We start from the raw sequence: 12,574 nt of genomic DNA, 5'->3' as shown, positions 1-12,574 counted from the left end.
AATGGTCACCTGTAGGGGCCGAAGGTAACCTCCCCGTCCTCCCCCAGGTAGAAGGACACGTACCTCATGGGCTCCATCACGTACCTCTTGACCCCTGAGACCTCCACCACCACCCCGGGGTGCACCTCCCCCCGGACCTTCACCAGCCCGTTCTGGGCGGAGGACCTGAGCATCTCCTCCAACACAGCTATCCGGGCCTTGATCTCCCCCTCCTGTCTCTTGAGGCCTTCGTAGAGGGCCATCACCTTGCCTATCCGCTCCCGCACATCCTCCCGCAGGGAGCTCAGGTCCTTGACCCGGTCGGACACGGCCCTCACCAGGTTCTCCGCCCTCATTATGGAGGCCACCACGTCCCGGAGCTCCCCCTTGAGCCTCTCCAGCTGGGCCTGGACCCGGAAGCTGGTCCCCACCGCCAGCAGGGTCTTAACTTCCGCTGGGCTACCGGCGGAGGTGACGTCCACCGTGGACAGGGCGATCACCACCCCCCCCATCACCCCCCGGTTGCCCTTGACGGTGACCCGGTCGCCGGAGCTTATCTTGCCGTTCAGGGAGTACCTCTCCACCGTCACCGGCCCATCGGATATTACCCGGCCGTGCTCCAGGTGGTGAAGGAGAACGCTACCCATCGCCTCAACAGAGGCCCTCTCCCCAACCACGCCCCCGTGGACCACGCAGTCCCTGCCGCATTGGATCGATGCGTTGAAGACCCCCCCGAAGACCTCCAGGTCCACGCCGGCCACCACCGAGAACCCCTCGGAGACGTTTCCCCGGACCACGATGCTGCCGTCGAACCGGACGTTCCCGGTGGAGACCCCCACGTCACCCCGGACCTCGAAGACCGGGTCCACCCGAAGCGTCCGGCCATCCAGCACCGGCTGCCCCTCCCGGGAGGCCACGTAGGTCCTCGCGTCCTCCAGGATCGATACCCCAGGACCGGGAAACAGGGACACGTCCTTGGGATCCTCAACGGGGATCTCCTCCCCATAAACGTCAACGCCGTTCCTGCCCGGCTTGGGGGGATGGAAGATCGCCAGGCGATCCCCGGAGCGCACCGCCCTTACCTTCACCACCTTGCGGAGATGAAGGGGCAGGTCCTGGTCCTCATCCAGGCTCTCCTCCATGCTCAAGGGGAAGAGGATCTCCACCCGCCCCTCCTCGGAGGGCACCGGCGGGGTCCCCCGGGCCACCACGACATCCTTGACCACCTGGCCGGAGTTGCACCGGTCCACCGCGGAGGCTATCTCCTCGGTCAGGAGCCCCCTCAACCCCTCGGAGGATAGCCGATCCACCAGCACCAGCCAGTCCAGGGGGCTACCGCCGTTCAAGGGGGGGAAAAGGTCCAGCCGGGCGGACATGCGGTCCCTAGAGACCTCCAGCCGGTAGCTGGCGTCCACCACGTCCCGCCCAAGCTCCATGCCGGACAGGCGGCGGTCCATGTCGGCGATGAACCTCTCCAGGTTCTCGGCGAACAGCTCCTCCCTGCTCCTGTCCCGGTCGTCGCCTTGGCTCAACTGGCTCACCCCCTCCGCTTGTGAAACCCCGATTCAAGCTATAACGAGCTCAATCGTAAATATATCAAAAGGGGCGGAGGACCGCCCCCGCCCCTGGACCGGATCAGTCGCTGTAGTCCCCGTTGGAGCTCTTGGTGGAGTTGGGGGCCTTCTCGGGGCCGAAGTCCGCCCGACAGCCCAGGACCTTCCTCTCCGGCGAGGCGTTGTGATCCCTCCGGCGGAGGGCTATCTCCATCACCTTCTCGGCGGTGCCCTCGGCGCCGAAGGCCTTCATGAACCGCTCGGCCCACCAGGCGACCTCGTCAACTATCCTGTCCCGGATATCCTCCGACTCCTCCATGATGGCGTCGTGGAAGGGCAGGTTCAGCTTCTTGTAGTCCCCGCTCTTGCGGCTCATCCCCTTGGAGTCGCACCATTCCACCATCCTGTCCCAGAGGGCCTTGCTGACCCCCCGGGAGGGGTCCTTTACGTAGGATCCGTCCCGGATGACCGCGTTCCCCGTGTCGGGGTCCATCTCCAGGCCGAAGACCACGTTCTGGAAGAGGGTGGCCACGTTGCCCTTCCTTATGCCGTAGCTCCTGAAGGCCTTTACCTTGTCGAGGGGGGTGCCGGAGATGCCGTGCTGGGCTATGGCCACCCCGTAGGGGGCTATGGCGTCCGCGATCTCCTTGGTGCGCCCCAGGTCTATGCCCTCCACCACCCCGGCGGAGGAGTCGTAGGTGCCGTGGAGGCTCCCGTTGGATATGGCCAGGTAGTCGGGGAAGACACCCCAGGCGTTGAGCCCCCCGATGAAGTAGAGGGCCTCCTCCACGGTGGAGAGCTCACCCGCCCCCTTTATCTCCCCCACCTCAACCTCCAGGCCCAGGCCCGAGGGGATCCAGTCCGCCAGGTCCCGGGTGGCGCACAGGTTCTGGTAGTCCGGCAGGTGGGATGCGTCCAGCGCCACGGAGGTGAAGCCCCGGGATATGATGTGCTGAAGGTGGGACACCCCCTTGAGGACGTCCTCCTCCCCCTTTATGCCGTAGTGGTCCACGTGGAGGGCGAAGACCACCCCATGCCCCAGCTCCGCGGAGTAGCGGGCCGCGTACTCCGGTATGTTCTCGTAGTTGGCCCCGCAGTAGGTGGACTCCGACTTGGCCAGCTCTATGTAGACCGCGGCGGAGCAGCGCTTGGCCGCCTTGAGGACCCCCTTGATCACCAGGGCGTTCCTGGCGTTGGCCGCCAGGGCGATGGCCCCCGCCTCACCCATGGCGCCCGCCACGTCCCGGCCGCTCACCAACGCCACGTCCTCGCCGCCGAATCGGGCCTGAACGTTAAGGGGCCTGCGCCTCATTAGCTCCCGGTAGGAGCCGCTGTTCACGTCCAACATGAAACCCACTCTCCTTCCTCTCTCGGCCCGGTGGCCGACTTACCTTAGGTTTATTTTAATCCAAAGGAAGCCCAAGCGCCAGCCGGGTGTGCTCTGTGGGGTTCCCCTCCCGGTCCCATCCCATCAGGTGGTAGAACATCTCCAGAGCCCGCCGGTACTCCCCCGGGTCTATGGGGCGCCCCTCGAAGGGCCCGTGGGGAAGGGGCTGGTGCATCCTAAGGGGCAGGCTGTCGTCCTCCGCCCCCTGACCCAGCCGGCGGTTCAGGATCCGGGCGGCGCAGTGTCCCCGGTGCCCCATCTTGGATATCTCTATCAGCGACGTCCTCCAGCCGGTCATGGCGCTCACCAGGTCCGGTATCCGCTCCAGGGGGAAGTAGCTCCTGGGGGCGAAGACGAAGTAGCACCCCCCCAGGTGGTTTATGGCCCCCCATATCTTCCACAGCTCCCCCATGGCGGCCACCTTCGACGGGGCGAAGCCGGTGAGGTCCATGCTCTCCAGGATGCCCAGGGGCTTCACCGCCTCACAGGCGAAGGACTCCGGGTTGGTGAAGAGGGTGTCGTAGGGCACCTGCAGGTGGTCCGCCCCGGAGGCGGCCACCCCGTACCCCAGGGCCACCCCCACCTTCCCCCTTGGGTCGTGCATGGCCATCTCCTGGCCCTTTATGGTGAGGCAGAACCGGGAGCTACCCTTGCCCAGCCTCTTGGCGGCCCGATGGGTCCCCTCCGCCAGCAGGTCCCCTACCCCGGTCCGGGAGGCAATCATGGGGATCAGCCTGAGCATCCCCTCCGGGTCGCCGAAGCCGGACACCACCGCGTCCCCCGGGTCCACAAGCCCCTCCTCCACGCACTCCATGAGCCAGGCGATGGACATGCCGCAGGATATGGTGTCCAGCCCCAGCCGGTTGCAGAGCTCGTGGGCCTTGAGGATCGCCTCCAGGTCGTCCACCCCGCAGAGGGACCCGAAGGATGCCAAAGTCTCGTACTCGGGCCCCCCGTAGCGGCTGTCCGCCCCGTACCGGCCTCCCCCCGCAACCCGCTTGCACCGGACCGCGCAGGCGAAGCACCCGCCCCGGTCGATCAGGTACCGGTCCGTCAGCGCCTCGTGGCCTATGGCCTGGGCCCCCTCGAAGATCCCCTCCCGGAAGTTGCGGGTGGGGAGCATCCCCATGGAGTTGAGCCCCATCAGCGTGGCGGAGGTGCCGTACCGGTGGAGCCCCATGGCCCCCGGGTGATCCCGCCAGCCGGCGAAGAGCCGCTGTAGCTCCGACAGGAGCTGCCGGTCCTGCACCGGGAGCGCCCTGGGGGAGGGGCACGCCACCGCCTTCACGTTCTTGGAGGCCATCACCGCCCCCAGCCCGGAGCGGCCGTTAACGTGGTGCAGGTCGTTGACGATGCAGGCGAACCGCACCAGGGCCTCCGCCGCGGGGCCCACCACCACGGCGGTGCAGTCCCCGTGGCGATCCCGGAGGCGGTCCATCACCTCCCCGGTCTCCATCCCCGCCATGGCCGGATCGGGGATCACGGACACCTGGCGGTCCTGGACCCACAGGTAGCAGGTCTCATCCGCCCTGCCGGTGAGGACCAGGGAGTCCACCCCCTGGGATCGGATGCCGGGGCCGAAGAAGCCCCCCGCCTCGCTCTCCCCGTAGCCCATGGTGAGGGGGCTCCTGGCGTAGGCCCCGTAGCGGCACATGCCGTGAAAGGGCATGCCGGTCAGAAGCCCCGCCGCCAGGATGAGCACGTTCTGGGGACCCAAGGGGTCCACCGATGGGCCGATCCGGTCCAGTAGGACCGGTAGCGCCAGCCCCTTGCCGCCACCCCATCGACGCACCTCCACCGGGTCCACATCCTCCCGCTCCACCCGGCGGGAGGACAGGTCCACGTGAAAACGGGTCAGAATCACCTTAACTTCACCCCCGTCTAGAAGGATGTCTCACGCACTCCACCACGTGGTCGTCCACCACGCCCAGGGCCTGCATGAGCGAATAGCAGACCACGGGGCCCACGAAGGAGAAGCCCAGCCCCCTTAGTCGCCTGGACAGGTCCTCCGACTCGGGGGTGCTGGGGGGCAGCGCCTCCCCCAGCCTTCGCCGGTTCACCCGGGTCTCACCACCAAAGGGGGACCAGACCAGGTCCGACAGGCGGAGCCCCCGGTCCCACAGGTCCAGGAGGGTCCGTGCGTTCCGCACCACCCCCCTCACCTTGGAAACGCACCGGATCATCCCCTCCGCCCGGAGGGCGGCGGATATCTCCCCCTCCCCCCATGAGGCCAGGGCCTCCGGATCGAAGCCCAGGAGGGCCGCACGGAGGTGCCGTCGACGCCGGAGGACGAGCAGCCAGGACAGACCGCACTGGAAGGTCTCCAGGCACAGGTGCTCGAAGACCTTAAGCTCATCCCTCTCCGGCACCCCCCACTCCAGGTCGTGGTAGGCCACGTAGAGGGGGTCCTTGAGGCACCAGGGGCAGCGGATCGGGCCCTCAGCCAATGGTCCTGGCCACCCCGGTCCTCACCGCCGCCTCCGCCACCGCCCGGGCCACCGCGGGCACCACCCTAGGATCCAGCGCATCGGGGATGACCCGGTCCCTTTCGACCTCTGAGGCGATCACGTCCCTTATGGCCCTTGCGGCGGCCAGCTTCATCTCCATGTTTATCTCCCGGGCCCGGACCGACAGGGCCCCCTTGAAGATCCCCGGGAAGCCCAGGCAGTTGTTCACCTGGTTGGGGAAGTCGCTCCTGCCGGTGGCCACCACGAAGGCCCCGGCGGACAGCGCCTCCTCAGGGAAGATCTCCGGCACAGGGTTAGCCATGGCGAAGACGATAGGGTCCTTGGCCATGGAGGAAACCATCTCCCGGGTGAGTATCCCCCCCTTGGAGACCCCGATGAACACCTGGGCCCCCGAAAGGGCCTCCGCCAGGCCCCCCTTGACCCTCCTAGGGTTGGTGAGCCCCGCCAGCTCCCGCTGGCGGTCCGATAGCCTCGGGTCATCCCGGTCCATTACCCCGTAGCGGTCGCAGAGCACCAGGTCCCGACAGCCCAGGTGGATCAGCATCTCCGCGATGGAGGACCCGGCGGCCCCTATGCCGTTCATCACCACCCGGCAGTCCTCCAGGGGGCGGCCCAGGAGCTCCAGGGCGTTCATCAGCGCCGCGGCCACCACCACCGCGGTCCCGTGCTGGTCATCGTGGAAGACCGGAATGTCCAGCCTCTCCTGAAGCTTGCGCTCTATCTCGAAGCACCGGGGGGCCGCTATGTCCTCCAGGTTTATCCCGCCGAAGGAGACCGACACCTTGGCCACCGCATCCACGAACCGGTCCGGATCCCTCTCGTCCACGCAGAGGGGCACCGCATCCACCTGGGCGAAATGCTTGAACAGACAACACTTGCCCTCCATGACCGGCAGGGCCGCCAGGGGGCCTATGTCCCCAAGGCCAAGCACCGCACTGCCGTCGGTGACCACCGCCACCATGTTCCCCTTGGAGGTGAGCCGGTAGGCCTCCGCCGGATCCGCCTCTATGGCCCTGCAGGGCTCCGCCACACCGGGGGTGTAAGCCAGGGCCAGGTCCTCCCGGGTCTCGATGGGCACCCGGCTCTCCACCGATATCTTGCCCCGGTGAGCCCGATGAAGCTCCAGGGACCTCTGGTAAACGTCGCTCATGGGATCACTCCTTTCACCCTAAAAGTAAACTAACCGGGCGGGAAAATCAAATTCCGGATCCGTAACTTAGGGGTTATACTACATGCAAAGACGTCGGGGGGACTTGGGGCTTGCGGTTGGTTGACACCTACAGCTTGATTCTGGCCTTCATAGTGGTTCAGCTGGCGGCCCTGGGGGCTCTCGGGGCGGACCTGATGAAGGACCCGGAGAGGCGGGACCTGTCGTTCCTGTCCGGGCGGGTCCTTCAGATCATCGGTTGGACCATGATCTTCTACCGGGACGTGCTGCCCGATGGGCTGTCGGTCCTGGTGGGCAACTGTGCCATGTTCGCCGGCATATGCCTCGACTCCGCCTCCCTGGTGGCCATATCCGGCGGGGCCCCCAGGTATTTCCGTCGGATCTACCTGTCAGCGTGGCTTCTCTTCAGCGGGGCGGTGGCCCTGGAGCCATTAGGTCTCATATCCCGGGAGGCCATGTTCCTAGTGGGGACCCTGGTCCACGGGGCCCTCATGGTGGCAAGCGGCTGGTTCTTCGTGTCATGTCCCAGGTCATCTCCCCTGAGACGGGTGCTGACCGGCTTCTACCTGTCCATGGGGCTCGTCCTGGGGTTCAGGGCCGTGTGGCTCACCAGCATCTCCCGCTACGCCCTGTCAGATCCGGCGCTCCCCCAGGTGCTCTCCATCCTGGGGGCCTTCGCCATATCCACCGTCAGCGCCATATCCTACGGGCTCCTCAAGAAGGAGATGGCGTTACGACAGGTGAGGATCATGGCGGACCAGGACCCGCTGACCCACCTCTACAACCGGCGGGCCTTCACCCGGATTGGGGAGGACCTCTTCCGCCGGGCCAGGCAGGAGGGGACACCACTCTGGGCCATGATGATCGACATAGACCACTTCAAGTCCATCAACGACACCTTCGGGCACTCCGCGGGGGACGAGATAATAGCTGACCTGGCGTTCATCATGGCCAAGGTGCTACCCTGCCACCTCACCTGTCGATACGGCGGCGAGGAGTTCGGGGCGTTGCTCACCGGGCTGTCGGACCCGCAGGCACTGGAGACGGCGGAGATGATCCGGGCGGAGGCGGAGAGGGCCTCCGTCATGGGGATCTCCTACACGGTCAGCGTGGGTCTGGCCAAGCTGGAGGGGCAGAAGACCATGTACGCCCTCCTGGACGACGCGGACGCGGCCCTGTACCGGGCCAAGGGGCTCGGAAGGAACCGGGTGGAGGTCTTCCACCAGGATATGATCCCCCGGGAGAGGGACCTGGAGGCGGTGTCGGCGGACCAGGGGATCGGTGGCTAAGGATCGGTTTTGCTGGTACCATTGGTCCCACGACCCCAAGGGGTCCACAAGGAAGGACGTGATGAGATGGCTCTAAAGGCTCAGAAGGACGACACTGTGAAGGTGCACTACCTCGGCACCCTGGCGGACGGGACCGTGTTCGACTCCTCCGAGGGGAGGGACCCCCTGGAGTTCGTGGTGGGCTCCGGGTCGGTCATCGAGGGTTTCGACCGGGCGGTGATCGACATGGAGGAGGGGCAGAGCAAGGAGGTCACCATCCCCAGTGACAGGGCCTACGGCCCATGGAGCCAGGAGCTGGTCTTCAGCCTTGACCGGGAGGCCTTCCCCTTCGAGCCCCAGGAGGGGATGGTGGTCCGGCTCTCGCTCCCCTCCGGGGAGGACATGGCCGCCACGGTCTGCGCCGTGGAGGACCAGACGGTGACGCTGGACGCCAACCACCCGCTGGCGGGTAAGGACCTAACCTTCAAGATCACCCTGGTGGGGATCCAGAGGTCCTAGGGAGGGAGCAGGCGTTGCCCTACGTGGACTTCCTGGCCATAGCCCAGGCCAGGTACAGCCTGAGGCGCTACGACCCCCGGCCGGTGCCCCGGGAGGTGCTGGAGCGGTGCCTGGAGGCCGCCCGGCTGGCCCCCTCGGCCTGCAACGGACAGCCCTGGCGGTTCTTCGTGGCGGATCGGGAGCCCATGAGGGGGCGCCTGGCGGAGGCCGCCTTCGGGGGGCCCTACAGGATGAACTCCTTCGCCGCCAAGGCGCCGGTGCTGGTGGTGGTGGTCTCTACCCCCCTGCCCTGGACCGCCCGGATCGGTCAGTTCATCGGCGGCGTCCCCTTCGCCCCCTGCGACGCGGCGGTGGCCACCGAACACCTTATCCTCCAGGGGGCCAGCGAGGGGGTGGGCAGTTGCTGGCTCGGGTTCTTCAACTTCAAGGCGGTCGGGTCCCTGCTGAACCTCCCCGGGGACCTGAGGCCCCTCTTTATGGTGGCCATGGGGTACCCCCCGGAGGGGCTCGGGGTGCCCGAGCGGGTCCGTAGGCCCGCGGAGGAGGTCTGGACTTTCCTCCAAGAGTAGGGAACGGAAGGGGAGGGGGCCGAGGGTCCCTTCCCCTTCCGTCATCTTGGATCAGCGAAACTGGGTCCAGTAGATTGCCCCGTGGACCAGCCCCCCGATGACCCCCAGGATCCCAAGGGCCCGGTGGAGCCTAAGAATGCGCCGGGGATCCACCAGCCTCCTCAGGATCGCCCCCCCGAGGCCGGTCACCGCCGCCCCCAAGAGCCCCAAGAGGGCGAGCAGCCCCGACAGGCGAAAGAGCAGGTACAAGGCGATCACCTCCGATTGATCCCGGGACACGCCGGGTGCGTTTGGATTAGGATAGCTGAAGGGGTGATGGGGTGAAAACACTGCACCGGTTCCTGATTCTCTTGGCATTGATTGGGACCCCGTTGGGCTGGCTGGTCATGGCCCCCAGGGGGTCAATTCAGGTGGAGAGGCCGGAGATGACCCCCCCGGGGGAGCTACCGCCGCCCCCGGTCTCCCGAATTCAGGTGCCCATCTGGGTCTCAATGGAGGACCTGAGGTCTCTGGCCGACCGGGGGATACCGTCCGAGATGACCGGCTCCGGCCCCATCCGGGAGGGGGCCTTCCGGGGGATCGGCCGCTACAGGGTGCAGCGTCAGGGGGACGTGGCGGTGATAGCCCGGGATGGGCGCCTTACCCTATCGGTCCCCGCCCGGTTCCAGGCCCAGGTGACCGGCTCCGGGGAGGTGCTGGGGATATCCATCCCGGTCTCCGTGTCCGCCCAGGGCTCCCCGGTGATAGGCCTATCCACCAGGCCCCGGGTGGACCGGGACTGGCGGGTGGCACCGGATCTCAAGGTTTGGGTCCAGTGGCGGGAGCCCCCCAGGGCGGAGATCCTGGGGGTGTCCATGACGTTCCAGGGGGCGGCGGACCGGTTCGTGGAGGACACGGTCCGCCGGAGACGGGGGGAGATGGAGGCCTGGATCGACCGGGAGCTGGGACTCAAGGGGCTGATTGAGGAACGGTGGCGGGAGCTCCAGGAGCCGGTGGCCCTTTCGGAGGATCCCCCGCTGTGGCTTATGGTGTCTCCCCTTTCCATCCGGGTACCGCCGGTGGAGGTGACCCCCCGGGGGGTCCTGCTGGACGTTACGATTGGGGCCCGGGTGGGGATCACCACCGATCTCCCCGCCTCCCGGGACCTGACCCCACTGCCCTCCCCGGAGGAGGGGGGATCCGATGGGGGCGGGTTCAGGATCCAGGCGGCGGCCACGCTTGGGTACCAGGCCATGAACCGGATCCTCAACCGGGAGCTGGCGGGCAGGTCCATCCCCCTGGGGGGCCGCGGGAGCGTAAAGATAAGTGGGGTGGAGGTGCGCCCCAACGGGGAGGCCCTCACCCTGGCGGTCCAGCTGGAGGCGTCGGAGGGGCCATGGTTCCTCCCCCGCCGCATCCAGGGGACCGGGTACGTCACCGGCGTCCCCCGGTGGGACCGGGAGAGCCGCACCATCCGGATCGAGGAGGTGGACTTCGACCCGGGCACCATCCGGGGGCTGGCCCGGGCGGCCAGCTGGGTGATCCGGCCGGAGCTGCTCAAGGCCCTGGAGGCGTCCGCGGTCTTCCCCATGGGGGAGAGGCTGGAGGAGCTGGAGCGGTCCCTGGACGCCATGTTGAGGGACCGCTCCATCGGGGGGGAGGTTCGCATCGACGGGTCCGTGAGGCGGGTGACGCTGGACTCCGTCTCGGTGACCCGCGATGGGTTGGTCCTGCTCCTGATGCTGGAGGGGGACGCCACGCTACGGTGGGTCCCTCGATGATCCCTAGGAGCCCTTGGCCATCCTCTGGGCCTCCCTTATGACATCGTACATTGAGTCGTCCCCCCGGACGAACCCGTCGATCCCCAGGGCCCTCATGGCCCCGCCGCACCGTGGGTCCTGGGTGGACAGGGACAGCAACGCACCGGAGGCCCGGGAGATCTCCTCTTCCGGGGAGTCGGCCCGCACCGCCACCGCGTCCTTGGGGATGTCATCGGTGGTGGCCACGATGGCCAGCTCCGAAAGGTTCATCTTCTTGGCCGCCGCGTCCCAGGCGTCGGTGTAGGTGGCCCCAGCATCCACCTCCCCGGCCAGCACCGCCTCGATCACCCGGTCGTGGGTGCCCAGGAACGCCACGTCCCCCAGGTCCCGGTCGGGGTTGAGGCCGGACTTGGCCATGAGCACCCGGGGGTAGAGGTAGCCGGAGCCGCTGGCCCGGTCCACGAAGGCGAACCTCCTTCCCCTGAGGTCCCCTATGGAGCCTATGCCCGAGTCCTTCCTGGCTATTATCAGCCCCCGGTAGGAGGGCTTGCCCTTGACCTTGGGGATCCCCAGCACCCTCATGGGGACCTTCTCGGCGGCCACCACGTATGCCAGGGGGGAGAACCAGGCCACCTGGAGGCGCCCATCCCGCAGGGCCTCTCCCAGGGAGCCGTAGTCGGAGGATACGAAGAGCCGGCAGCGCTTGCCCATCCGGTCCGCCAGGGCCTCCACGATGGGGCCGTAGGAGTCCCTTATTTCCTCCGGGGAGGTGAAGGGGGTGAAGCCCACCCACAGTTCATCCTGGGGCCTTACCTGAGCGCAACGGCCCTGAAGGGTCTCCACCAGGGCCACCAGGGACCTCAACCCATCCCTAAGGCGCTTGGCAGACTGGGCCTCCTTGGTCAGGAGCCGATCCATCTGGGCGGTGGTGGACCAGGCCTCCAGGGCCTCCTGGGACATGGAGGCGGTCTTCTGGGCCACCTCCTCCGCCAGCTTGGACTGGCGGAGCACCATCTGGGCCATCTCCTTGAGGCGTCCCCCCATCTCGAGCGCCGCCCTCCCCGCCTCCTCCACCGATGAGGAGGTGGTCCTGAGGGCCGAGCTTCCCTGGCTCAGCCCGTCCCGGGTGCCCTCCAGCGCCCGGGTCACCTCCGCCAGCTTTGACTTCAGGTCCCCCATGGAGGCATCTATCCGTCGGGCTATGTCCTGGGTGGAGAGGGCCAGGTTCCCCACCTCCTGGGCCACCACCGAGAAGCCCCTGCCCGCCTCCCCCGCCCGGGCGGCCTCTATGGCGGCGTTCAGGGCCAGCATCTGGGTCTGCCGGGTCACCTTGCCTATCTGGGACAGAAGGCCGCTCACCTGCTCCGCCGCCTGGACAAGGCCGGAGAGGAGCTCCTGGTTGGCCCGGGAGGAGGCCTCCATGGCCTCCAGGAAGCGCTGCATCTGGGACATCTCCCCCAGGGCGCCGCCGATGAGGTCCTTGGACCTGGCCTCCGCCTGGGAGGCCTCCACAGAGAAGGCCTCCAGCCGCTTCAGCTCCTCCGAAAGGCCCATCACGTCCCCGGAGACCTCCCCCATACGTTTGGACAGGGAGGACACCCGGTCCCGGATGGACAGGACCCCCTGGCGCAGCTCCTCCGCCGCCTTGCCCTGAAGGGCCCCGTCGGAGAAGGACTGCTGGGCCTTTATCCCCACGCTCTCGATCGCGTCCAGCAGAAGGGAAGACGTGGAATCCACTTGTGACCTCATGCGGCAAAACCTCCCGCCCCCCAGGGGCCAATTGGTGTCCCTCTCTGGCTCTCTCCGGGCATAGGTCTCGGGAGAAATTCTAATTCAACCTACCGTGGGGTTCAATCCGGAATTCAGCACGGGGGTATTTACTTCCCGCCCCGGGGGGTGTAATATCTACCAAAAAGATAGAGAT

Annotated in this window: 11 protein-coding genes; 4 read left to right on the top strand and 7 right to left on the bottom strand. The window is 67.2% G+C overall.

Annotation, left to right across the window (positions count from 1 at the left end; genetic code table 11):
- Positions 1-5: 5 nt before the first annotated feature.
- The 5 genes from TACI_RS01085 to TACI_RS01065 form a co-directional block, all read right to left on the bottom strand.
- Complete coding sequence (locus tag TACI_RS01085) at positions 6-1,520, bottom strand: FapA family protein (protein ID WP_423218553.1); 1,515 nt, start codon at positions 1,518-1,520, stop codon at positions 6-8.
- Positions 1,521-1,614: 94 nt separating this feature from the next.
- Positions 1,615-2,880, bottom strand: coding sequence for a class II fructose-bisphosphate aldolase (locus TACI_RS01080; RefSeq protein ID WP_012868973.1), 1,266 nt, complete (start codon positions 2,878-2,880; stop codon positions 1,615-1,617).
- Positions 2,881-2,935: 55 nt separating this feature from the next.
- Positions 2,936-4,783: an aldehyde ferredoxin oxidoreductase family protein gene (locus tag TACI_RS01075; RefSeq protein WP_012868972.1), complete on the bottom strand. Its 1,848-nt coding sequence runs from the start codon at positions 4,781-4,783 to the stop codon at positions 2,936-2,938.
- 7 nt (positions 4,784-4,790) lie between these two features.
- Entirely contained in the window at positions 4,791-5,366 is a 576-nt protein-coding gene (locus TACI_RS01070) for a DNA-3-methyladenine glycosylase I (RefSeq protein WP_012868971.1), read from the bottom strand.
- A complete protein-coding gene (locus TACI_RS01065; RefSeq protein ID WP_012868970.1) occupies positions 5,359-6,537 on the bottom strand; it encodes an NAD(P)-dependent malic enzyme in 1,179 nt (392 codons plus the stop codon). The genes TACI_RS01070 and TACI_RS01065 overlap by 8 nt, the downstream gene beginning before the upstream one ends.
- Positions 6,538-6,647: 110 nt before the next feature.
- Between TACI_RS01065 and TACI_RS01060 the strand changes: the two genes are divergently transcribed.
- The 3 genes from TACI_RS01060 (at position 6,648) to TACI_RS01050 (ending at position 8,911) form a co-directional block, all read left to right on the top strand.
- Positions 6,648-7,844 carry a GGDEF domain-containing protein gene (locus tag TACI_RS01060; RefSeq protein ID WP_012868969.1) on the top strand — a complete coding sequence of 399 codons (1,197 nt, stop codon included), beginning with the start codon at positions 6,648-6,650 and terminating at the stop codon, positions 7,842-7,844.
- A 66-nt stretch (positions 7,845-7,910) separates the two neighbouring features.
- A complete protein-coding gene (locus tag TACI_RS01055; protein ID WP_012868968.1) occupies positions 7,911-8,342 on the top strand; it encodes an FKBP-type peptidyl-prolyl cis-trans isomerase in 432 nt (143 codons plus the stop codon).
- A 23-nt stretch (positions 8,343-8,365) separates the two neighbouring features.
- Positions 8,366-8,911 (top strand): nitroreductase family protein, encoded by a 546-nt coding sequence (locus TACI_RS01050; protein WP_164925285.1) that lies wholly within the window; start codon positions 8,366-8,368, stop codon positions 8,909-8,911.
- Positions 8,912-8,962: 51 nt separating this feature from the next.
- Here TACI_RS01050 and TACI_RS01045 read toward each other — a convergent pair whose 3' ends face one another.
- Positions 8,963-9,160 carry a hypothetical protein gene (locus tag TACI_RS01045; RefSeq protein WP_012868966.1) on the bottom strand — a complete coding sequence of 66 codons (198 nt, stop codon included), beginning with the start codon at positions 9,158-9,160 and terminating at the stop codon, positions 8,963-8,965.
- 71 nt (positions 9,161-9,231) lie between these two features.
- Here TACI_RS01045 and TACI_RS01040 point away from each other — a divergent pair, with 71 nt between their 5' ends.
- Positions 9,232-10,671, top strand: coding sequence for a DUF4403 family protein (locus TACI_RS01040; RefSeq protein WP_164925085.1), 1,440 nt, complete (start codon positions 9,232-9,234; stop codon positions 10,669-10,671).
- A 3-nt stretch (positions 10,672-10,674) separates the two neighbouring features.
- Here the strand turns inward: TACI_RS01040 and phnD are convergent, their stop codons facing one another.
- Complete coding sequence (gene phnD / locus TACI_RS01035; RefSeq protein ID WP_012868964.1) at positions 10,675-12,399, bottom strand: phosphate/phosphite/phosphonate ABC transporter substrate-binding protein; 1,725 nt, start codon at positions 12,397-12,399, stop codon at positions 10,675-10,677.
- Positions 12,400-12,574: the final 175 nt, after the last annotated feature.

The organism is Thermanaerovibrio acidaminovorans DSM 6589 (assembly GCF_000024905.1).
In the GTDB taxonomy this organism is placed as follows: domain Bacteria; phylum Synergistota; class Synergistia; order Synergistales; family Synergistaceae; genus Thermanaerovibrio; species Thermanaerovibrio acidaminovorans.
The sequence above is the reverse complement of the archived record's forward strand: the minus strand, read 5'-3'. Positions and strand labels throughout refer to the sequence as shown.